Annotated in this window: 15 protein-coding genes; 10 read left to right on the top strand and 5 right to left on the bottom strand. The window is 67.2% G+C overall.

What is annotated here, in order from left to right:
* The first annotated feature begins 71 nt into the window (after positions 1-71).
* The 8 genes from hemH (at position 72) to dnaJ (ending at position 10,940) form a co-directional block, all read left to right on the top strand.
* Positions 72-1,079, top strand: a complete 1,008-nt coding sequence (hemH, locus tag B0W88_RS03925; RefSeq protein WP_077033350.1) for a ferrochelatase — start codon at positions 72-74, stop codon at positions 1,077-1,079.
* 56 nt (positions 1,080-1,135) lie between these two features.
* A complete protein-coding gene (locus B0W88_RS03920; RefSeq protein WP_077033349.1) occupies positions 1,136-2,701 on the top strand; it encodes a hypothetical protein in 1,566 nt (521 codons plus the stop codon).
* Positions 2,702-2,713: 12 nt separating this feature from the next.
* Complete coding sequence (locus tag B0W88_RS03915) at positions 2,714-5,950, top strand: hypothetical protein (RefSeq protein WP_077033348.1); 3,237 nt, start codon at positions 2,714-2,716, stop codon at positions 5,948-5,950.
* A 55-nt stretch (positions 5,951-6,005) separates the two neighbouring features.
* Entirely contained in the window at positions 6,006-6,551 is a 546-nt protein-coding gene (locus B0W88_RS03910; protein ID WP_077033347.1) for a hypothetical protein, read from the top strand.
* Between the two features lie 33 nt (positions 6,552-6,584).
* Positions 6,585-7,004, top strand: coding sequence for an RNA-binding S4 domain-containing protein (locus B0W88_RS03905; RefSeq protein WP_077033346.1), 420 nt, complete (start codon positions 6,585-6,587; stop codon positions 7,002-7,004).
* A gap of 124 nt (positions 7,005-7,128) precedes the next feature.
* Positions 7,129-7,665 (top strand): nucleotide exchange factor GrpE, encoded by a 537-nt coding sequence (grpE, locus tag B0W88_RS03900; protein WP_077033345.1) that lies wholly within the window; start codon positions 7,129-7,131, stop codon positions 7,663-7,665.
* Between the two features lie 92 nt (positions 7,666-7,757).
* Positions 7,758-9,719 carry a molecular chaperone DnaK gene (gene dnaK, locus B0W88_RS03895; protein ID WP_077033344.1) on the top strand — a complete coding sequence of 654 codons (1,962 nt, stop codon included), beginning with the start codon at positions 7,758-7,760 and terminating at the stop codon, positions 9,717-9,719.
* Positions 9,720-9,791: 72 nt separating this feature from the next.
* Positions 9,792-10,940: a molecular chaperone DnaJ gene (gene dnaJ, locus B0W88_RS03890; RefSeq protein ID WP_077033343.1), complete on the top strand. Its 1,149-nt coding sequence runs from the start codon at positions 9,792-9,794 to the stop codon at positions 10,938-10,940.
* A gap of 149 nt (positions 10,941-11,089) precedes the next feature.
* Here dnaJ and B0W88_RS32830 read toward each other — a convergent pair whose 3' ends face one another.
* Genes B0W88_RS32830 through B0W88_RS03875 form a run of 4 tightly spaced genes read right to left on the bottom strand, consistent with a single transcriptional unit; the run spans position 11,090 to position 18,490 of the window.
* Complete coding sequence (locus B0W88_RS32830; protein ID WP_144006589.1) at positions 11,090-11,443, bottom strand: hypothetical protein; 354 nt, start codon at positions 11,441-11,443, stop codon at positions 11,090-11,092.
* A gap of 7 nt (positions 11,444-11,450) precedes the next feature.
* Positions 11,451-16,058 carry an RHS repeat-associated core domain-containing protein gene (locus B0W88_RS03885; protein ID WP_077033342.1) on the bottom strand — a complete coding sequence of 1,536 codons (4,608 nt, stop codon included), beginning with the start codon at positions 16,056-16,058 and terminating at the stop codon, positions 11,451-11,453.
* Complete coding sequence (locus tag B0W88_RS03880; protein WP_077033341.1) at positions 16,055-16,492, bottom strand: DcrB-related protein; 438 nt, start codon at positions 16,490-16,492, stop codon at positions 16,055-16,057. Before B0W88_RS03880 ends, B0W88_RS03885 begins: the two co-directional genes overlap by 4 nt.
* Positions 16,493-16,543: 51 nt before the next feature.
* Positions 16,544-18,490, bottom strand: a complete 1,947-nt coding sequence (locus B0W88_RS03875) for a type VI secretion system Vgr family protein (RefSeq protein WP_083748561.1) — start codon at positions 18,488-18,490, stop codon at positions 16,544-16,546.
* 219 nt (positions 18,491-18,709) lie between these two features.
* Here B0W88_RS03875 and B0W88_RS03870 point away from each other — a divergent pair, with 219 nt between their 5' ends.
* Positions 18,710-20,347 (top strand): phosphoethanolamine transferase, encoded by a 1,638-nt coding sequence (locus tag B0W88_RS03870; RefSeq protein ID WP_077033339.1) that lies wholly within the window; start codon positions 18,710-18,712, stop codon positions 20,345-20,347.
* Positions 20,348-20,351: 4 nt separating this feature from the next.
* Here the strand turns inward: B0W88_RS03870 and B0W88_RS03865 are convergent, their stop codons facing one another.
* Positions 20,352-21,500 carry a PA0069 family radical SAM protein gene (locus B0W88_RS03865; protein ID WP_077033338.1) on the bottom strand — a complete coding sequence of 383 codons (1,149 nt, stop codon included), beginning with the start codon at positions 21,498-21,500 and terminating at the stop codon, positions 20,352-20,354.
* A gap of 57 nt (positions 21,501-21,557) precedes the next feature.
* On the opposite strand from B0W88_RS03865, the gene B0W88_RS03860 reads away from it, so the two are divergent.
* Positions 21,558-21,986: a hypothetical protein gene (locus B0W88_RS03860; RefSeq protein WP_077033337.1), complete on the top strand. Its 429-nt coding sequence runs from the start codon at positions 21,558-21,560 to the stop codon at positions 21,984-21,986.
* Position 21,987: the final 1 nt, after the last annotated feature.

Here is a 21,987-nt window from a genome sequence, read left to right as displayed (position 1 = left end):
GTGCGCTTCGAGGTGCTGCACTTCGCCGATACCGAGCCGCTGAGCCTCCCTCAGCCGCGCACCACCCGCCGATGAATCCTGTTCCCGAATCCCTGCCGCCCATCAAGACGGCGGTGCTGCTGTGCAACCTCGGCACGCCCGACGCGCCCACGCCCGAGGCCACCCGCCGCTACCTGGCCGAGTTCCTCGCCGACCCGCGCGTCGTCGAGATCCCGCGCCTCCTGTGGCTGGCCATCCTGCACGGCATCATCCTGCGCACCCGGCCGAAGAAGTCGGCCGCCAAGTACGCCTCGGTGTGGATGACCGAGGGCTCGCCCCTGAAGGTCTGGACCGAGCGCCAGGCCAAGCTGATGCAGGGCATCCTGGGCGAGCGCGGCCACCGCCTCACGGTGCGCTACGCGATGCGCTACGGCAGCCCGGCCATCGCCACCACGCTGGACGAGCTGATGGCCCAGGGCATCGAGCGGGTGCTGGTGCTGCCGGCCTATCCGCAGTACTGCGCGGCCACCACCGGCAGCGTCGTCGACGCCGTCTCGCGCTGGGCGCTGAAGACCCGCAAGCTGCCCGAGCTGCGCTTCGTCAACCGCTATCACCAGGACGGCGACTACATCAACGCGCTGGCCGACAGCGTGCGCCGGCACTGGCAGGCCAACGGCCAGTCCGAGCGCCTGGTGATGAGCTTCCACGGCATGCCGGCGCGCACCACCGCCCTCGGCGACCCGTACCACGCCGAATGCCTGGAGACCGGCCTGCGCCTGGCCCAGGCGCTGAACCTGAAGGCCGAGCAGTGCCTGGTCACCTTCCAGAGCCGCTTCGGCAAGGCCAAGTGGCTGGAGCCCTACACCGAGCCGAGCCTGGTGCAGCTGGCGCGCGACGGCATCCGCAGCGTGGACGTGATATGCCCGGGCTTCTCGGCGGACTGCCTGGAGACGCTGGAAGAGATCGACCAGGAGGCCCGCAAGGCCTTCCTCACCGCCGGTGGCCAGGCCTTCCACTACATCCCCTGCCTGAACGACAGCGCGCCGGGCATGCGCGCACTTAACGCGTTAGCTGAGCGGCATCTCCAGGGCTGGTCCTAAGCCCCAACTTCGACGGCGCCTCTACACTCCCCCCGAAGAATCTGCCGGGGGACGAGATGGCCGACAAACTGCTCACCGACGGGGCCTGGAAGGCCTTTGCCAAGAAGAAGGACTACAAGGACGCGGCGCTGCTGAAGGCCTTTGCGCGGCTGGATGCCGCCGAAGGCGAGAAGCGGCTGCAGGCGCTGGACGAACTGGAAAGCCAGTCCGAGCTGCTGCTCAAGGCCAACAAGGCCGACAAGGAACTCGCCGCCTACCTCGGCGACCTGCGCAAGGCGCTGGACAAGGAGCGCCGCGCGGCAGAGGACGAGGCGAAGAAGGCCGCGGCCGCCGCCAAGGCCTCGGCGGCGTCGGACGACGACGAATCCGGCCCCGCGGTGCTGACCACCAAGATGGTGCCGATCCTGCGCGAGGTGGCCAAGGGCGGCGAGGCCTTCGCCCGCATCGCCGTGGCCGGCAAGGTACTGGGCGTGCTGGTCTCGCGCAAGCCGCTGACCGGCGGCTCCAAGGCGGTGATGGCCGAGTACCTCGGTGTCGGCGGCCTCAAGTACTTCGATGCCAGCTGCATCTTCGAGGCCGGCATGCACACCTTCGTGATGGAGGCCCGTCCGTCCGGCGTGGCCAAGCTGCTGAAGAAGGCGCTGCTGGACCAGACCGGGCTGCGCTGGAAGGTGCGGGTGCGCGGCCAGGATCCGGCCGACGTCGAGGACGCCGGCGACGAGGAAGAAGAAGGCCGGCAGGCCGAGGGCGAGGAGGTCTCGGCCACCGGCACGACACCCGGCACGACACCCGACCCCGACGCCGCCCGCTACACGCAACTGCTCGCCGAGCTCGACCCCCGCCTGCAGGCCGCGCTGAAGCAGCCCGGCGCCGATGCCTCGAAGCTGCGCGCGGTCTCCGACTTCGCCCAGGGCAAGGCCGAGGCCAGCCAGTACGGCGCCGCGATCCAGGCGCTGCAGCGGCTGGCCGGCATGATCGACGCGCTGGCGGCAGCCCCGTCGCCGATGGACGAGATCAAGCGCCGCCTCGAAGCCGCCATCGCCGGCCTGCGCGGCGCCCCGGGCCTGCCCGGGCTGGACGGCCTGCGCCAGTCGCTGGCCGAGGCCGGCGCCGCCGCGCGGGACCGCCTGTTCGATGCCGCGCTGGAGCTGATCGGCAAGGTCGAGACCGCGCTGGCCAATGCGCCGCAAGGCGGCCCGGCCCGCGGCAGCGTGGTCGCGCTGCAGCAGGCGCGCCTATCCTGGGACGGCCTGCGCAAGGCCTTGCAGGGCCAGCTCCAGGGCCTGGAGAAGCAGCTGCTCGCCGACGTGCGCGCCCACAACGCCGACCCCGATGCGCCCGACCTGCTCGACGAGGCCGAGGTCACCACCGCCGTGCGCGAGGTCTACACCGTGCTGGACCTGCTCGACACCCGCCTGATCGACAAGCTCGACGAGGCGCTGAACGCCGAGGGCGCGGCCCGCCAGGCCCACCAGGCCGAGGCCGCCGCGCTGGTGCAGGAGTACCAGCGTCTCGTTGCCAGCGATCCCCGCATCGCCGACATCGACGACAACGGCTTCTTCCCGACCTCGATCCGCGCCGAGGCCCAGCGCACGCTGAACGCCCTGCTCCAACAGCTCTAAGAAGCGACCATCATGCCGCTCACCGAACACCAACGGGCCTTCGTCTCGCAATTCCTCAAGGTCGGCTTCCGCGCCAAGTCGAAGAACGAGAAGATCCTCGGCGCCTTCGAGGCCTATGCCGATCTGGAGTCGCGCTTCAAGGTGCTGGCCGCCGAGATCCCGCGCGACCAGGATCCGATGCCGGCACTGATCAGCGGGCTCACGCCGGTGCTGGCGCACAAGAACGCCGGCCGCTTTGCCGAGGCGACCGAGGGCTTCAAGCCGCTGGTGCGCGACGCCGAGGCGCTGAAGCTGCGCGTGGCCGAGCAGCGCAAGCAGCTGCGCGCGCGGCTGGAGCAACTGGTCGAACCGACCAATGCCGTGGACCCGGAACTGACGCAGATGGGCCAGCTGCGCGTGAAGATCCTGGAGCTGCTGGTGCCGGCGCTGCCGAGCAAGGCCGCCGCCGGCGAGGCCGGCACCAAGCTCGACGAGCTGCAGCAGCTGATCGACAAGTCGCTGAAGGCCTGGAAGGAAGCCGGCGCCGAGGCGCTGAAGAACCTCGCCGTCCCGACCAAGGGCAGCGGCCCCGACAAGGACACGCTGGCGAAGCTGCGCGAGCAGATCACCAGCCTGCAGGGCAAGACCCGACCCTCCCGCGAGGAACAGGCCGCCGCCAATGCCGCGCTGGAGCGGCTCAAGCGGCTCACCACCGACCTGGGCAAGGGCATCGCCGTGCGCGACAGCGACTCGGTGGATGCGCTCAAGAGCAGCGGCCGCGTGAAGACGGCCGCGAAGGCGCAGCTGCTGCTGGAGCAGGTTGGCGGCGCCCTGGGCGACACCGAGGTCACGCCCGAGCTGGTCTCGCAGGCCGACACCGCGATCGCCGAGGCCAAGCAGAAGCGCCAGCAGGCGCTGGACGCGCTCGACGAGATCAACAAGCGCACCGTCACCAACCCGCAGCAGCAGCAGCAGATGCTGCGCGACCGCGAGGCCAACCGGCTCAAGCGCGAGGAGGCCGATGCCGCCATCGCCGCCGCCAACAAGCGCCGCAACCAGATCGCCGCGCGCCAGCTGCTGCCGAACATGCTGGCCGGCGGCCCGCTCTCGTCCGAGGCCCGCGGGCCGCTGGACGACGACGACATGGAGAAGCTGGTCGGCGCCTACGGCAAGGACGCCCGCCTGGCCGACCAGGTGGTCAGCGACATCGGCAGCGCCAGCCATCCGAAGGCAGTCGCCGGCCACCTGGACCAGCTCTGCGACATGAGCGCCAGCGGCTTCGCCAGCAGCGGCGGCACCGCCTTCACCAACCCCGACTACGCGCGCAGCTACGCCGCCAACATCCTCAAGCAGGGCGGCAGCATCGGCGAGGAGGCCTTCAGCGGGCTGGACGACTACGTCCGCGCCGGCGAGCAGTTCAAGCCCAACCCGCTGGAGAACCCGGTGCCGGGCACCTTCGGCGAGCTGACCCAGGTGCGCACCCGCTCGCTCGCCAAGGGCATGGTCGGCGACGACGGCCAGATCAACCCCACCGCCGGCAAGCTCGCCGTGCAGCACCTGCTGTTCCATCCCAAGGTGCTCGGCAACCCGACGCCTGAGCTCGCCCGCAACGCGGTGCAGACGCTCAAGCTCTTCACCGACCCCGGCACCAAGGCCGGCGTCCAGCAGGTGCTGGACGGCGCCAATGCCTCGGCCAACGATCCGTCCGCCAATCAGCTGGTGAAGGGCGCGCTGGGCATGGGCACGAGCGACGTGGTCGGCGACAAGGACGTCAAGCACGCCATCGTCAGCGCCATGTTCGCGCCGCTGACCCAAGGCCCGGTGGGTTCCTGCTTCTCCACCGCGCCGTGCCGGCGCCAGCGCGAGATCGACCCGCTGGCCACGATGAAGAGCTACACCGAGCTGGCCACCAAGGGCAAGCTGACGCCGTCCAACGGCGTGCCGCCGGTGCCGGCCGTCACGCGCCTGCCGGACCACGAGAACCCGCTGATGCGCTCGCTGGAGTACACGCTGGCCAGCGCCGCGGCGCGCGCGCCGGGCAGCGACCGCGGCGGCAAGTTCAGCCGTGCGCTGCAGAGCGGCGTGGACGCGCTGCGCCCCGAGGGCACCGCCGGCGGCACCGCCTGGAACGCGCGCAAGGGCAAGCTGATCCAGGACGTCACCAAGGCGCTGACCTGGGTCTACGACCCGCTGATCAAGACCGCGCCGTCCAGCGACGGCTCCTCCAGCCAGGGCCGCTACGTGGTGCGCCGCGTCTCCGACGGCAAGGAGATCTCGACCAAGGAGGCCTTCATCTCCGTCATCACCGACATCGTGCTGGCCGAGCTGCAGAAGGACGACCCGAGCCTGGAGCGCTCGGCCATCGAGGCCAAGGTCAGCGCCCCCGCCTTCCTCGACCAGGTCTGCGCCGGCAACTACAAGCCCTGGGAGCTCAGCAGCGGCGGCTACGACAAGGAGATCATGCAGGCCATGGGCGGCGGCACGGTCAACGTCAAGCCGATGCTGGGCGTCGGCAACGGCACGCAGAGCGAGGGCGAGCGCACCACGGCCATCCTCGGCAACCTGCTCGGCAGCTTCCAGGGCCGCGGCGACAAGATGGCCATCATCAAGACCGAGACCCAGCACACCTTCAACGCCCTGCCCAACGATCCCTCGCTGGCTCCGCTGAAGGGCAGCAACCCGACCGAGACGGCCCAGAAGCTCAAGGACAAGCTGGTCGATCCGGGTAAGCGCATCAGCGAGACCGCGCTGTCCACCGAGCGCGCTGTCTTCCTCTACGAGCAGCAGCTCAAGGGCAAGCTGGCCGCCGAGAAGGTGGACGAGCTCAAGGAGCTGCTGAAGACCGCGCTGGCCGCCAAACCCACCAAGGCGATGACGCCGGCCCAGCTGGACAAGGCGCTCACCGATGCGCTGGCGCCCTACCAGGCGCGCAAGTCCGCGCTGGACACCGAGGCCTGGGTCACACAGCAGACCACCGCCGGCAAGACCGTCGACACGGTGGCCAAGGACAAGTACGCGGTCGAGCGCCTGGCCAACCTGAAGAAATGGCAGGCCGGCGACAACCAGGACCTGCTGGTCAAGGCGACCGGGGCGCCGGAGTTCGCCATCGCCGACTCCAACTGGGGCGACGGCACCAACTTCATCCAGTTCGTCATCGCTCCCGATCCGCGCACCGGCGAGCCCCTGTTGTTCAAGAAGACCCTGCCGCCCGGCAAGCTCTCGCCGCTGGGCCGCGAATGGACGGACAAGGCCTGGAGCATGGTCGAATGAGCAGGCAACGACAGCAAGAACACGACAACGCAACGCGTAGCGCAGGAGTCACCGCATGAGCAGCAGCAGCCCCGCCTCGAACATCATCCTCGGCATCAACGACGGCCGGTCGGTCGTGCTGCTGCCGGACGGCAGCGCGTTCGCCGAACTCGCCCCGCTGCTGGCCGCGGTGCCTAGCCTGCTGGAACCGGCCCAGGCCGGCCAGTTGGCCCTGGCGGTGAACCAGCTGGCCCACGGCATCGAGTACGAGGTGATCCTGGACCCCGCCGCCTATGAGGCCGCCAGCCGTGCGCGCCTGGCCGCGGAGGATCCGAACGAGCCCTGGCGCGAGGGCGTCGAGCGCCTGGGCGACTACGGCGTACCGGACTTCGCCGCCATCGTCCCGCCGCGCCGGATCGGCGAGGGCCTGCGCTTCTACGCGGCCGACCGGCTCAGCGGCGTGCCCTACCAGGTGGACCTGGCCGCGCTGGACCGGGCCCCGGCCTACGACCCGCTGCGCCTGACGCCGCTGCCGCGCACGCCGGCCGCCTCCGGCCCGCGCACCCAGCCGGACAGCGGCGACGACGACGCCACCGAGACCGTGCCGCGCGACCCCGGCTGAGCCGCCGGTCCGGTCCCTCCTTAGAATCCGCCCATGAAAGAGAAGGAACCGGGCGGAGTCCGTCTGGACAAATGGTTATGGGCGGCGCGCTTCTACAAGACCCGCGCGCTGGCCGTCGAGGAAATCGGCAAGGGCCGGGTGCTGATCAACGGCCAGGCGGCCAAGGCCTCGCGCGACATGAAGCCGGGCGACCGGGTGCAGCTGCGCCAGGGCGTGATCCAGCGCGAGGTGATCGTGCGCGGCCTGTCGCACATCCGTGGCCCGGCCCCGCAGGCTCAGGCGCTGTACGAGGAAACGGCCGAAAGCACCGCAGCGCGCGAGCAGGCGGCCGAGCAGCGACGCCTGGCGCCCGAGCCGGCCCAGACCATCACCCAGGGCCGCCCGACCAAGCAGGACCGGCGGCGCCTTGCCGACTGGGGCGACCGGTGGAGCGCCGGGATCGACCCGGACTGAGGGCTGCCTAGCACCCCGGGAAATCCCGCGGCGATAATTCGCAATTCCCCCTCTTGAAAAGCGGGACATCGGGCCCAGTTGGGCTCGATCGCCCCGTGCGGCATTGCCTTTTCCTCTTCGAGACATGACGACCGACAACACCAACCCCGCACCCGAGACCGCCGACGACGCCAGCGTCGCCCCGGAAGCCGCCGCAGCCACCTCGTCCCCCGAAGCCCAGATCGCCACGCTGGAAGCCCGCCTGGCCGAGATGTCCGACGCCTACCTGCGCGCCAAGGCCGAGGCCGAGAACACCCGCCGCCGCGCCGACGAGGACATGAGCAAGGCCCGCAAGTTCGCCGTCGAATCCTTCGCCGAGGCGCTGCTGCCGGTGATGGACTCGATGGAAGCGGCCATCGCCACGCCGGACGCCAAGGTCGAGACGGTGCTGGAAGGCGTGCATGCCACCAAGCGCCAGCTGGCCGCCGCCCTGGAGCGCAACAAGGTGCTGGAGATCAACCCGGCCGCCGGCACCAAGTTCGATGCCCACAAGCACCAGGCCATCTCGATGGTGCCCGCCGAACAGGAGGCCAACACCGTCGTGGCCGTGCTGCAGAAGGGCTACTCGATCGCCGAGCGCACGCTGCGCCCGGCCCTGGTCACGGTGGCTGCGCCGAAATAACGCGTTATCTGGATGCTCGTGAAGCCTTGAAACAGCGCGAGTTATCCACAGCTTAGAAGCATCGAATTCTTCAAATTCACGGAGCAAGAAAAATGGGAAAGATCATCGGCATTGACCTCGGCACCACGAACTCGTGCGTGTCCGTCATGGAAGGCAACACCACCCGCGTCATCGAGAACGCCGAGGGTGCCCGCACCACGCCGTCCATCGTCGCCTACCAGGAAGACGGCGAAGTGCTGGTTGGCGCCTCGGCCAAGCGCCAGGCCGTCACCAACCCGCGCAACACGCTGTACGCGGTGAAGCGCCTGATCGGCCGCAAGTTCACCGAGAAGGAAGTGCAGAAGGACATCGACCTGATGCCCTACACGATCGCCGCCGCCGACAACGGCGACGCCTGGGTGGAAGTGCGCGGCAAGAAGCTGGCGCCCCCGCAGGTCAGCGCCGAAGTGCTGCGCAAGATGAAGAAGACCGCCGAGGACTACCTCGGCGAGGAAGTGACCGAAGCCGTCATCACGGTGCCGGCCTACTTCAACGACGCCCAGCGCCAGGCCACCAAGGACGCCGGCCGCATCGCGGGCCTGGACGTCAAGCGCATCATCAACGAGCCCACCGCCGCGGCCCTGGCCTTCGGCCTGGACAAGCACGGCAAGGGCGACCGCAAGATCGCCGTGTATGACCTCGGCGGCGGCACCTTCGACGTGTCGATCATCGAGATCGCCGACGTCGACGGCGAGAAGCAGTTCGAAGTGCTGTCCACCAACGGCGACACCTTCCTGGGTGGCGAGGACTTCGACCAGCGCATCATCGACTACATCATCGGCGAGTTCAAAAAGGACCAGGGCGTCGACCTGACCAAGGACGTGCTCGCGCTGCAGCGCCTGAAGGAAGCGGCGGAGAAGGCCAAGATCGAGCTGTCGAACTCCTCGCAGACCGACGTCAACCTGCCCTACATCACCGCCGACGCGACCGGCCCGAAGCACCTGAACGTCAAGCTGACCCGCGCCAAGCTGGAGTCGCTGGTGGACGAGCTGATCGAGCGCACCATCGCTCCCTGCCGCACCGCCATCAAGGACGCCGGCGTGTCGGTCTCGGCCATCGACGACGTGATCCTGGTCGGCGGCATGACCCGCATGCCCAAGGTGCAGGAGAAGGTCAAGGAGTTCTTCGGCAAGGAGCCGCGCAAGGACGTCAACCCTGACGAGGCCGTGGCCGTCGGCGCCGCGATCCAGGGCCAGGTGCTGGGCGGCGAGCGCAAGGACGTGCTGCTGCTGGACGTGACCCCGCTGAGCCTGGGCATCGAGACGCTGGGCGGCGTGATGACCAAGATGATCGCCAAGAACACGACCATCCCGACCAAGTTCGCGCAGACCTTCTCCACCGCCGACGACAACCAGCCGGCCGTGACCATCAAGGTCTACCAGGGCGAGCGCGAGCTGGCCCAGGCGAACAAGTCGCTGGGCGAGTTCAACCTCGAAGGCATCCCGCCGGCCCCGCGCGGCACGCCGCAGATCGAGGTGAGCTTCGACATCGACGCCAACGGCATCCTGCACGTCGGCGCCAAGGACAAGGGCACCGGCAAGGAAAACAAGATCACCATCAAGGCGAACTCGGGCCTGTCGGAAGCCGAGATCGAGAAGATGGTGAAGGACGCCGAGGCCAATGCCGCCGAGGACAAGAAGAAGGTCGAGCTGGTGCAGGCCCGCAACCAGGCTGACGCGATGGTCCACAGCGTGCGCAAGTCGCTGGGCGAGCATGGCGACAAGCTGGAAGCCGGCGAGAAGGAAAAGATCGAGACCGCGCTGAAGGATGCCGAAGAGTCCATCAAGGGCGAGGACAAGGCCGACATCGAGGCCAAGACCGAAGCGCTGATGACGGCCAGCCAGAAGCTCGGCGAGAAGGTCTACGCCGAAGCCCAGGCCGCTGCCGGGGCTGCTGGAGCAGGCGCTGGCGCGGAAGGTGCTACGCATGCCGAAGCCCAGCCGCAAGCCGGCAAGCCCGCCCAGGACGACAACGTCGTGGATGCCGAGTTCAAGGAAGTCAAGGACACCAAGTAACTCGTTACCTGGACGTCAGAACGCCGCGCCGAGGCTCCAGGAGTCCGGCGCGGCGCTCTTGCTAGGAAGACCATGGCAAAGCGTGACTATTACGAAGTGCTCGGCGTCGCCAAGAACGCCGCCGAGGACGACATCAAGAAGGCCTACCGCAAGCTGGCCATGAAGTTCCACCCTGACCGCAACCAGGGTGACGGGGCGAAGGCAGCCGAAGAGAAGTTCAAGGAGGCCAAGGAGGCCTACGAGATGCTCTCCGACGCGCAGAAGCGCGCGGCCTACGACCAATACGGCCATGCCGGCGTCGACCCCAACATGGGCGGCGGGCGCGGCGGCCCGGGCGGGGAAGGCTTCGGCGGCTTCGCCGAGGCTTTCGGCGACATCTTCGGCGACATCTTCGGCCAGCAGGGCGGCGGGCGACGCGGCGGCGGGGGCCAGCAGGTCTACCGCGGCAGCGACCTGTCCTATGCGATGGAGATCACGCTGGAGGAAGCCGCCCGCGGCAAGGAAACCCAGATCCGCATCCCGAGCTGGGAAGGCTGCGAGACCTGCAAGGGCAGCGGCGCCAAGCCCGGCACCAGCGCCAAGACCTGCGGCTCCTGCCAGGGTTCGGGCACGGTGCACATGCGCCAGGGCTTCTTCAGCATCCAGCAAACCTGCCCGCACTGCCACGGCACCGGCAAGATCATTCCCGAGCCCTGCACCACCTGCAACGGCCAGGGCAAGGTCAAGAAGAGCAAGACGCTGGAAGTCAAGATCCCGGCCGGCATCAACGAGGGCATGCGCATCCGCTCGGCCGGCAACGGCGAGCCGGGCGTCAACGGCGGCCCGGCCGGCGATCTCTACATCGAGATCCGCATCAAGCAGCACGAGATCTTCGAGCGCGACGGCGACGACCTGCACTGCACGATGCCGGTGAGCATGACCACCGCGGCGCTGGGCGGCAGCATCGAGGTGCCCACGCTGGGCGGCAAGGCCGAGATCGACCTGCCCGAGGGCACGCAGCACGGCAAGACCTTCCGCCTGCGGGGCAAGGGGATCAAGGGCGTGCGCTCGAGCTACCCGGGCGACCTGTACTGCCACATCGCGCTCGAGACCCCGGTCAAGCTGACCGAGTACCAGCGCAAGCTGCTGAAGGACCTGGACAAGAGCCTGCGCGAAGCGGGGGACAAGCATTCACCGAATGCCAAGAGTTGGACGGATAAGGTGAAGGATTTGTTTAAGTGAGCCGCGGGGACTCACAAGACGGTTGCTGAATCGGTACTCCGGTACCGTCAACGTCATTTATGAGCGCCACGAGCCTGCCGGCCGTGGCGCTTTTTCGTTGACATCTGAATCAGTGGGAAACGGATTTGCAGAGCCAACATTTGGACAGATCAGGCAGAGGGCGGCGTTAGAGACTTACTCTTCCATTCATTCAAACCATTTTTCAGAATCCCAACATTCGAATAGTTATTATCCCTATCCCTAGCGCGAAACCAACCCGGAACGAATTTTGACGCCAACCACACGCCACCAGAAGTCAAGTCACGCACCCTAATCAATAAATTCTTATCCAACCTCCCACACTCATCAAAGCAAGCCACCGAGATCAATTCATTTTCCACATAGAATTGAAGCAAGGCGGCAAATTGAGCCTCAACCTGCGCCTTGTAGGATAAACTTTTTGAGGCCCCGAGAATTGCGGCAATATCAAATACAACACTTTCATCGTGATTAATATTTTCCATAAGACCTTCATTTAACTCTGATAATTCTCGACAACCCCGTCGTGGGAGCAAGTGTCTGGGAGCCTGGCAAGCGAATGAATATCCCGCCGGCACTTCGTATTCTGAGTTCCTTTGCAAGCTGCTCTGTCTTGGGGGCAGTTCTACTCGTAACTTCAACTGGATGCCATTGACCGTCGGCCAAGCGCACATGAAAGTCTGGACGCCTAGCTGTCCCGTCGCCCGATGCGCCTTTGTCCTGAACGACATTCCCTTTGGAATCCCTCAAGTATCTCTCACTCACCACGTTATCCTTCCCGAATCGAACTTCGAGTCGCCTCCTTACGCGTGTCTCTCTCGCAGTTCCGTTCGTCTTATTTAAGATGCAACTTAGACCCCAGGGATCAATCCATCCTAGGCTGTTTGGTGCGTAAGCGTATAGATTGAGCCCACCGAGCAACCCAATCGGATCCTGGCTGACAAACCTCCCACAATCCGGGTCGTAATACCTGAACGTGTTGTAGTGCAGCCCGACTTCCTCATCCGCATACTGCCCCTGGAAGCGGATCGGCTGGTGTTCCAGCTTCGGCTGCGCGAAGCGATCATCCTGCGCCTCGGGCTGTTCCTGCAAGGCCAGGTTGCCCCAGGTTTGGTAGCGCCCTCGCCAGGCCACGTGGCCGTCCTCGTCGGTTAGTTCTTCCGGCGCGCCGGCGGTGTTCGTATGAAACCAGTACATCCGCGGCTTGATGCTGCCATCGACGTCCTCGCGCGAGGCCCGTGCTTGCGGTGCCAGGCTGTCCACCCGTGCCATCGGCGCGTAGCTGTCCGAACTCTCGTAGACCAGCGTCGTGATCCGTGAACCTTGCTGTTCCTGCAACAGGCGAAGCCCGTCCCACACGAACTGCGTGGCGCCGAAGGCCCCGCTGCGCTTCTCGATACGTCGCCCGAGCGCGTCGTAGCTGAAGCTCACCGATTGTCGAATCCCGTGGCGCTCGCTGTGCACGGCGACCAGTTGGTGTTCGGCATTCCACTCGAAGCGCTGCTTCGTATGACTGCCGCTGCGCTTGAGGATGAGCCGCCCCAGCGTGTCGTAGTCGTAGCGCTTGTCCTCGAACACACGCAACCGGTTGTGCTCGACGCGACCTCGAGCCTCAACGCCGCGAGGCAGCGGGTTGGAGGCGGCGTCCCAGTCGAAGCGCTCCTCCTCCGGCGGTTCGGGCCGTAGCGGATCGGAGCGTACAGGCCAAGTCTGACAGCGAATGATCCGGCCACTGGCGTCATAACTCAGTTGCTGCTCGCCCAGCAGGTCATCGCGCCGCGCGACCAGTTCGCCATCCGGGCTCCAGCGCCAGGCCTTGCTCTGGCCCGTCAGCGAGGTCTCGCCAGCGGGGCGCAGCATCTCGGCCCAGCGCTGCTGTTCGGCCCGTCCAGGCACAGGCCGGTTCGCCTCGCTGACCAGTTGCGCTTGCACGCGGCCCAGCGGATCGCGCTGCCACCGCGTCCGCAGCCGGCCCTGGCTGCGCTGTTGCTCGCGATGCAGCGCGTCGCGCTCCACATCGCAGATCACCCGCCCGTCCAGATTCACCTGATGCAAGTGCCCCGCGCCATAGTGCAAGAAGTTCAGCACCTCGCCTTGCGGCAGCCTGGTCGCGGTGCGCACGCCCAGTGGGTCATGATGGTGGACAAGAGCCGTCACGCGCGGCGATGAACCCGGCGAGACCTCACGCGTCTGCGGCCAATGGCAGGCGTGCTCCTGGGTCAGGCGGCCGTGACCGTCATGAACGAAGCGATGCTCGTCCCACAAGGGGCCTGCCGCGTCATCGTCGCCATCGGTCGCCGCGGCCCAGCGTTTGATCGCGACAAGTTGCTCACCCCCATAGGTGTAGCGGGTCAGCGTCCCGCTGGTGCGCTTGACGGTCAGGCGACCGAGGAGGTCGCGCTGAAAGGCCGTTCGCTGCGCCTGCGCCGTCCCTGCTGCCTCGAGAATCTCAACCGGCAAACCTTCCGTGTCCAGTGTCAGCTCGGTGCGGAGCCCGTCTCCGGCGATCTGGGCAGACACCCGGCCGGCCTCGTCAAGCTCGAAGCGGGTGCGGTTGCCGGCCGGATCAACCAGTTCCTGCAACTCGCCCAGCGCGTTGTAGTGCCAACGCGTGGTCTCTCCCAGCGGGTCGATCTGGAGTCGAGGCAGGCCCTGGACCTGGTACTGCCAAGCCCGGCGGTGCCCCGCCGCGTCCAGGTGTTCCAGCAGCAGCCCGGCCCATCCCCATCGCCAGCGCTGGATCGATCCGTCGGCGGCGCGCTCGACCAGCGGCTGACCCTTGGCATCGCGCTCCCAGTGGGTCACCTGGCCCAGTGCATCGGTCTCCTGCAGCAGCTCGCCGTACGGGTTCCAATGCCAGCGGGTGGCCTGGCCGGAGCAATCTCGATGCTGGCGTAGCAGGCCTTGCGAGGTATAGGCGTAGTAGCGCAGGCCGCCAGCAGTATCGGTATGAGCAACGGTCTGACCGTACTCATCCAATGCCCAATGCTCATTCAGAGAAGCACTGCCGGCATCGCTGGCCAGGCGCTTGTAGCTGCATAGATTGCCGAAGTCGTCGTAAGCCCAGCGTTCGCCATGGCCGTCGGCATGCTCGCGCTCAAGAGGCAGGGAGAGCTCGGGATGCCAGCGGGTGCGGGTCGTTTGGCCCTGCGGGTCCTGCAAGGCCCTGATATTGCCGCGCTCGTCGTACGCCAACTCGAAGCGCGCGCCATTTGGTGATTGATAGGCGAGCAACACGCGTCGCTCAGGATGCCAACTGCACAGATGGCTGTGGCCCAGTGGATCGGTGTAGCGGGTCACACGCAGCAGTTCGTCCCACAGCCACGATTCGCTGCGGTCCACGCTAGGTGCTCGGGTGCGAGCCCGGGCCCGACGCAGCGGCAAGTCATAGTCGATATCGGTGCGTTCGCCCAGGCTGGTCTGCCACGCCGTGACACGCCAGTGGCCACCACTCTCAGCGCTGACCTGCATGGGCTGTGCTGGCACGTCGAAGCGCTGCCACTGGTAGTCGATCTCCAGGCCCGTCGGCAGACGCTGGTGATGCATCAGGCATTGTGCGTTGTAGGCGAAGCGACGGGTGATGTGAGGGATCGCATCGATGACTTCGATGAGCTGACCAGCGCAGCTGTAGCGGTAGCGCGAGAGAAGGCGCGATGCGCTCCCGTCGGCCGGGTTCAGCGTGATGACGCTGGGTTGGCGCTCGCCATCGGCGTAGTCCAATCGCAATGCCTGACCGCAGCTGGTGCTCACACGAATGAGCCGGCCGGCATCGTCATGAAACAGGAAATGGCGGTTGGCGTTGGTGTCTTCGATCACGCGCAGGCACAAGGTCTGCTTGTGACCACCGCCGGCGGCCTCATCGAAATCGAAGACCAGGCCCTCGTTGTTCATCACGACGTATCGGCCGGGCCCGTCCACGGCCATGCGGGCGAAGGTCAGGCCTTCCTGCACGAGCGCGAACTTCTCGCCGGGCGCGAGCGCTGGCAGCGGCAGCAAGCGCCCCTGCTCGTCCAGCAGCGCATGGGCAGCCGCATGGTCGCCAATGCCCAGCGCGTCCGGATGATTCAGAAGCAGGCGCGTGTCCCATCGCGTTGTCCAGCCGCGCCCGAACATGCCCTCATGGACATTGGCAGCGTTGTAGCGGCGAACCAGCAGCAGCGGAAGGCGCGCGGCGACCTCGAAGTCGAGGTCGTGTTCGCCATCCAGGATCTTGTTGCCGCTGGGCAGGTGGACCGGATAGCCCTTGACGGCCGATACGGTGCGGGCGAGGGCCGCGCCTGCAACCATGCCGAGGCCCATGTTCGTGCCGAAGCACAGGACCTTCTGCAGCAAGGGGCCACGGCCGCGCAGGGCCTGGCAGACAGCGAGCGCGAATCCGGCCCACTTGGAAACGAACCCCAGCCAGCCGGGTGTCTCCGACATGATCGTGCGGACGGTGACCGTGCCGCCACCGATGCCGACATTGCCGCGGCGGCCCGGCTTGACGCTGAGTACTGCGTCACAGGTGGTCCTGTCACCGGCGCGTGCGGCGGGCTGGCTGTTGATGAAGACGGTAGCCGAGCCTTGGGCGATGTACTGCGGAGGCGCGTGCTTCTTGCAGCTAACCTTGTCGTCGTCGGAGGGCGTGGTGCCTGCGTCGGCCGGTGTCTCGCCAAGGATGCCCAGGAAGGACTGAACGGCGTGCCAGGTGGGCTCCGGCGGCTGGGCTGGCGCGTCGCCACTGACCTTACCCGCGGCGCGCGCGGCCTTTCTGCTGTTGATGCGGACGTTGGGTGAACCCGTGGCGATGGAGCCCTTGACCTCGCCTGGCAAGGCCTTGTCGATGAGCGCCATCATCGGGGCCGTGATGAAGTCTTCCAGGCTATGCCCGGTCAAGGCTTCGGACGCCGCGTCAAGCCCAGCGCCGATGACCGCGCCAACCACCGCGCTGAGCACAAGAGCGCCCAGGCCCCCAGTGCCGACGATGAAAGCTGCGGCCAGACCAACTCCCGCGCCGACCAGCAGCCCCACGCCAATCGTCGCTGCGACCTTGAGAATCTGCCCCAGCAGTGGCGTGTGGCGAATGTCGTCGTCGATGCAGGCTGCGGCTGGCAGGCTCATGACGCAATGCGGGGATCCAGAGGCATGATCAGCTGCGACCAGAGGCGCTGGTGGCCCTCGTTGATCGGAATGGCGCTGGCTAGCGTGATGACCAGCAACTGGCGCGGCTTCGTCGTTTGCAGCATGGTCTGCAACTGATGCTGCAGCTTGCCCGCCTGGACGAAGCTGGTCGTGATCATGTGGATCGGCTGCATGCTGCCTTCACGTTCGGTGACGCTTCGACGGACCAGCTTGAATTGCTTGACGTGGCGGGTCAGCAGACCGATCTGGCGGTCGAAGCACTGCTCGATCGATTCGTCACCCAGCAACTCGTCGCGGTTGATCACGATCTGGAATGGCACCTGCGTGTCGGGCTCGACAAAGCTGAGCACGTTGACGCTGCGGTCCTTCAACGGTTCGGGGAGGACCAGGTCGGCTTCGGGAATGCGGTACATGGAATTTCGCTCGCGGCTGGGGGTGGACGACAGGCTTCTCTTGCGGTTCGATCACGCGAAGCCCGTGAAATTGCCCATCGCGTCGAACTGAGGCTCGGGCGGAGCGACTGACTCGCTCGGCACTGGTGCCGGGCTGGCATCCGGGTTGATGTCAACTTGTTCTGGCCCGTCGATCACGATGTTTCCGTCGGAGATCGTGATCGAGCTGGAGCCGACCTGCAGGCGGATCTGTTGTTCTGCGGTGATGAGGATCGACTGCGTCTTTGAGTCCAAGGTGATACCACCACCTTTCGAGGTGATCTTGACGTCGCCCTGGACCGTCTCAGTCGAGCCGGCGTCGGAGACGACCAGCGTGCGCTGCATCTTGATGACTTCGGTATGCGTGCCGCCTACTTGCTCATTGCGGTTGGACCCGACCGTCGTGTTCTCATGGCGGCCAATGGTCTTGCTCCGGTCAACGCCGACGCTGTGGGTCTCGCAGTGCTCGACCTCCGTGCGCAGATCCTTCTCCGCATGCAGCCACACCTCCTCGCTGCCCGCCTTGTCCTCGAACCTGAGCGCATTGGCGTTGGCCGGCCCGCCCCCTTCGCTGGAGCGGGTCAGGATCCCCGTCTGCGTCATGTTCGCCGGCAGCGCCCATGGCGGCATGTTCAGCCCGTTGTAGACCCGCCCCGTCACGATCGGCCGGTCCGGATCGCCGTTCTCGAAATCGACGACGACCTCCTGCCCGATGCGCGGCACCGCCATCACGCCGAAGTTCGTCCCCGCCCACAGGCTCGCCACGCGCACCCAGCAGGAGCTGTTCTCGTCCTTCGTGCAATAGCGGTTCCAGTGGAAGCTGAGCTTCACCCGGCCGTACTGGTCCGTGTAGATCTCGCGCCCCTCCGGCCCGGTGACGATGGCCGTCTGCGGGCCGTGCGTGTGCGGCTTGGGCCTCGTCTGCGCGCTGCGAAAGGTCTGGCTCGCCGCCTGCACCTCGAAGCTGCAGTGGCAGTGGTAGCCGCCTTGGCCGCTCGCGCCGCCCACTTCTTGGATTACCAGCGAGACCGACAGCAGCAGGTACTCGGTGTTGGCCTTGGCCTGCGGGTGGCGATCCAGCGCGAAGGTGTGGCCGCAGACCATGCCGCGCAGCTTGCCGCCGCCGCTGGCACGGCTGCCGGGCGCGCCTTCGTGTTCCATGCGAACGCGGGCCAATTCCTGGCCCTCTTGCGCATCCGCATAGTCCCCCGGCCAGCGATACAGCTCCTGCTCGGCGTGCCCGGTCTTGCGTGGCATCACCACCGTCTGCTGCAGCAGCGCGCGGGGACGCTTGAAGTCGAAGTCATCAGTCACCCAGCGGCCGGGCTGCAGGCCCTCGTGGGTGGTGAACTGATCGCAGTACTCCTCGTCGATCTTGTGGCCGGGCGGGTAGTAGCTGATCTGCTGATAGGCCAGGCTCGGATTCGGCGTATGGGCGGCCGGGTCGTCGACGATGGTCAGCCGGTGCACGCCGTCCGCATGGACGAAGAAGTAGTACAGGCCCCATTCCTGCATCAGCCGCTCGAGGAAGGCCAGGTCGGTCTCGCCGTACTGCACCTGGAACTCGCGGGGCGGGTACTGACGGAACAGGCGTATCTCGCTCGCGTACGGGTAGTCGGCCAGCACCTCGCGCAGGATCTGGTCCACGCTCTTGTTCTGGAAGATGCGGTGATCGCTGGTGCGCTGGGCCAGGGTCAGCCAGGGCTCCAGCAGCAGTTCGTAGACGGCGCGGCGGTTCTCCAGGCGCAGGAAGCGGGCGGCGGTGACGAGACCGTTGACCTGGCGTTCGCCGGCGCCGATGCCGGCCGGCGAGCCACCGGGCAGGCCGGCGACGAAGCTGCCGCGGCCTTCGAGCTCGATCGTGATGCAGGCCTCCTTGCCGACCAGCGCCTTCACGTCGACATTGGCGGCCAGCGATTCGGGGATCAGCGGGTTGTCGGGCGTGGCCAGCAGCAACTGGTAGCTGTACAGCTGCCCCAGCGACTCCTAGCCTTGCAGGGCCTGGAGCACCAGGGCCGGCGATCCCAGCAAGGCGGGCAGCGCGGGACTGGCAAAGGACAAGGTATGAGGCATGCCGGCGATTGCGCCTCAGCCCCCTGTCGGTCTCAAGCCCTAAGCCGGCAGTGAATTCTCTACATCCATCCAAGGCTTGACCTGCGACTGCGCCACAATCTCGCGCTTCCCGACACCGTCGACACCATGCGCCTGCCTTCCCTGAAATCGCCGCTCACCCTGGCCTGGCTGGCCGCGCTGTGGATGGGGCTGCTCTCCAACTGGCCGCTGTGGCAGCGCCTGCATTCGCTGCCCGAACTGGCCAATGCGCGCGGGCTCGTGTTCATCGGCGTGTTCGCCGCGATGGTCGTCGCGCTGCAGGGCGCGCTGCTGAGCCTGTTCGCGTGGAAGCGGGCGATCAAGCCGGTGCTCGCCGTCGTGCTGCTGACCGCCGCCTCGCTGGCCTACTTCATCTCCAGCTACGGCATCGTGATGGACCCGACGATGGTCGTGAACACGCTGCAGACCGACGCGCGCGAGACGCGCGACCTGCTGAGCTGGCGGCTGTTCGCCTCGCTGCTGCTGCTCGGCGGCCTGCCCATCGCATGGCTGTGGCGCCGGCCGCTGGACTCATCGGTGCGCTGGACGCGGCGCCTGGGCTTCAACCTGCTGGGTTTCGTGCTGGGCCTGGTGGCGGCGGCGCTGCTGATCCTGTCGACCTTCGCGGACTTCGCCGCCACGATGCGGACCTATCCGACGATCCGCTACATGATCAGCCCGGTCAATGCGTTTTACTCGTTAGGGACCGTGGCCGCGCGCAGCGGCGCCAAGCCCAAGGGCCCGCCCGAAGTGATCGGCGCCGACGCGAAGCTGGCGCCGCGGGCTGAAGGCAGCAAGCCGCCGCTGCTGATGCTGGTCGTCGGCGAGACGGCGCGCGCGGCCAACTTCTCGCTGGACGGCTATGCCCGGCCAACCAACCCGGAACTCGCCAAGCTGCCGATCCTGAACTTCAGCAACGCCTGGTCCTGCGGCACCAGCACCGCCGCCTCCCTGCCCTGCATGTTCTCGCCGCTGGGCCGCGAGGCCTACGGCAAGTCCAAGGGCAACCAGGAGACGCTGATGGACGTGCTGCAGCGCGCCGGCCTGGCGGTCCTGTGGATCGACAACCAGAGCGGCTGCAAGGGCGTCTGCGACCGCGTGCCGAACACCTCGACGGCCCAGCTGCCCGCCGGCGCCGCGCCGCTGCCGCAGGGCCTGTGCGACGGCGAGGAATGCCTGGACATGGCGCTGCTGCACGGGCTGGACGAGCGCCTCGCCACGCTGGACCCGGAGCGCGTCAAGCGCGGCGTCGTGCTCGTCATGCACCAGATGGGCAGCCACGGCCCGGCCTACTTCAAGCGCGCGCCGGCCGACCGCAAGCCCTTCATGCCCGAGTGCACGACCAACGCGCTGCAGCAGTGCCCGCGCGAGCAGGTCGTCAACGGCTACGACAACTCGATCGCCTACACCGACCATGTGCTAGCCAGCGCGATCGGCTGGCTCGACAAGAAGCAGGCGCAGTTCGACACGCGCATGTTCTATGTTTCCGACCACGGCGAGTCGCTGGGCGAGAACAACCTCTACCTGCACGGCGTGCCCTATGCCGTGGCGCCCGACGAGCAGAAGCACGTGCCGCTGATCCTGTGGCTGGGGCAAGACCTGGCCCCGGTGGGCGAGTGCCTGAAGCAGCGGCTCGCGGAGCCGGCCTCGCACGACAACCTGTTCCACACGGTGCTGGGTTTCATGGGCGTGCAGACGAGCCTGTACCGCGCCGACTGGGACCTGCTCACGCCCTGCCGCAAGTAAGCGGTCAGAACAGTTCCCCCTGGGGCGATGGCGGCGGTGGCGGCGATGGCGGTGCCGCGGGCCGCCTGAAGCGCGTCAGGTCCAGCGGCTGCCGCACCCGGTTCAGCCCCAGCCGCGCGCAGGCCTTCTTCATCCGCTGCGCCAGCAGCTCGGCCCACAGCCCCTCCCCGGTCATCCGCGCGCCGAAGCGGGCGTCGTAGTCCTTGCCGCCGCGCATGTCGCGCAGCCGCGCCATCACGCGCGCGGCCCGGTCCGGGAAGTGCAGCTGCAGCCAGTCCTGGAACAATGGATCGACCTCCCAGGGCAGCCTCAGCACGATGCTGAACGCCGAGCGCGCGCCCGCTTCCGCCGCGGCTTCGAGGATGCGTTCCAGCTCCGGCTCGTTGATGAAGGGAATGATCGGCGAGACGCTGACGCCGCAGCGCACGCCCGCCTCGGCCAGGGTCTTCAGCGTGCGCAGGCGCCGGTGCGGCGCCGCCGCGCGCGGCTCGAGGATGCGGGCCAGCTCGCCGTCCAGCGTGGTGATCGAGACGTAGACCGAGATCATCCCCTGCGCCGCCATCGGCGCGATCAGGTCCAGGTCGCGCTCGATGCCGGAGGACTTGGTGACGACCGAGAACGGGTGCGACGCCTCGCTCAACACCTCCACGAGCCCTCGCGTGATGCCCAGCTTGCGCTCGACCGGCTGGTAGGCATCGGTGGCGGTGCCGATGCACAGCGAGCGCGGTTCATAGCGCGGGTGGGCCAGCGCGGCGCGCAGGCGCTCGGGCGCATTGACCTTGGCGATGATCTTGGTCTCGAAGTCCAGGCCCGGCGACATGTTCAGGTAGCTGTGCGTGGGCCGCGCGAAGCAGTAGATGCAGCCGTGCTCGCAGCCGCGATACGGGTTGATCGACTGCTCGAAGCTGATGTCCGGCGACTGGTTGCTGGAGAGGATGGTCTTGGCCCGTTCCTCGATGATCTGCGTGGCCGGCGCCAGGTGTTCCTCGCTGGCCTCCTGGTCCAGCGAACCCCAGCCGTCGTCGTACTGCTCACGGGCCTCGCCGGCGAAGCGATGCGCGATCGCCCAGCCGCTGCCGCGGCCCTTCAGCGCCTCGGGCTGGATGTAGACGGGGCGGGTCTTGTCGACCGGGTGGAACTTCTTCGCTGACATAACTGTATTTTTATACAGTATTTAAGAAAATGCACGGCCCGGTCGCCTTCACGTTCCATGGCAGAGCAGGACATCAGCAGCACCCTCCCAGAATCCCTCGCGCAGGCGCTGGCCGAATGGGCCGGCGGGCTCGCGAAAAGCGCCGCCGCCCCGCTGCGCGAGCAACTGGCCGTGGCCACGGCCGAGCGCGAGGCCACCATCGAGCGGCTGACGATCGAGCTGCGCAATGCCCGCGACATCGCCTCCAACGCGCTGGTCGGCAAGGCCAAGGATCAACTGGCCATCGAGGGCAAGGACCGCCAGCTCGCCGATCTGCGCCGCCAGTTGGAGCAGCAGGTCGCCGCCTCGGCCGCGCAGTCGGATGCTTGCCTGGCGGCCGAGATGGAGCTGGTCGGGGCCACCACGGCGCGCGACAACCTGGCGGCCGAACTGGCCGAGGTGCGCGCCCAGCTGGACGCCTTTCGCGCCGGCCGCGTCGCGGCCTGAT

The sequence above is a fragment of the Pelomonas sp. KK5 genome (genome assembly GCF_001984095.1).
GTDB lineage: Bacteria > Pseudomonadota > Gammaproteobacteria > Burkholderiales > Burkholderiaceae_C > KK5.
The sequence above is the reverse complement of the archived record's forward strand: the minus strand, read 5'-3'. Positions and strand labels throughout refer to the sequence as shown.

Coding starts and splice junctions, on each gene's coding strand:
- hemH (WP_077033350.1), top strand. CDS start 72: ATGAATCCTGTTCCCGAATCCCTGCCGCCCATCAAGACGGCGGTGCTG.
- B0W88_RS03920 (WP_077033349.1), top strand. CDS start 1,136: ATGGCCGACAAACTGCTCACCGACGGGGCCTGGAAGGCCTTTGCCAAG.
- B0W88_RS03915 (WP_077033348.1), top strand. CDS start 2,714: ATGCCGCTCACCGAACACCAACGGGCCTTCGTCTCGCAATTCCTCAAG.
- B0W88_RS03910 (WP_077033347.1), top strand. CDS start 6,006: ATGAGCAGCAGCAGCCCCGCCTCGAACATCATCCTCGGCATCAACGAC.
- B0W88_RS03905 (WP_077033346.1), top strand. CDS start 6,585: ATGAAAGAGAAGGAACCGGGCGGAGTCCGTCTGGACAAATGGTTATGG.
- grpE (WP_077033345.1), top strand. CDS start 7,129: ATGACGACCGACAACACCAACCCCGCACCCGAGACCGCCGACGACGCC.
- dnaK (WP_077033344.1), top strand. CDS start 7,758: ATGGGAAAGATCATCGGCATTGACCTCGGCACCACGAACTCGTGCGTG.
- dnaJ (WP_077033343.1), top strand. CDS start 9,792: ATGGCAAAGCGTGACTATTACGAAGTGCTCGGCGTCGCCAAGAACGCC.
- B0W88_RS32830 (WP_144006589.1), bottom strand. CDS start 11,443: ATGGAAAATATTAATCACGATGAAAGTGTTGTATTTGATATTGCCGCA.
- B0W88_RS03885 (WP_077033342.1), bottom strand. CDS start 16,058: ATGAGCCTGCCAGCCGCAGCCTGCATCGACGACGACATTCGCCACACG.
- B0W88_RS03880 (WP_077033341.1), bottom strand. CDS start 16,492: ATGTACCGCATTCCCGAAGCCGACCTGGTCCTCCCCGAACCGTTGAAG.
- B0W88_RS03870 (WP_077033339.1), top strand. CDS start 18,710: ATGCGCCTGCCTTCCCTGAAATCGCCGCTCACCCTGGCCTGGCTGGCC.
- B0W88_RS03865 (WP_077033338.1), bottom strand. CDS start 21,500: ATGTCAGCGAAGAAGTTCCACCCGGTCGACAAGACCCGCCCCGTCTAC.
- B0W88_RS03860 (WP_077033337.1), top strand. CDS start 21,558: ATGGCAGAGCAGGACATCAGCAGCACCCTCCCAGAATCCCTCGCGCAG.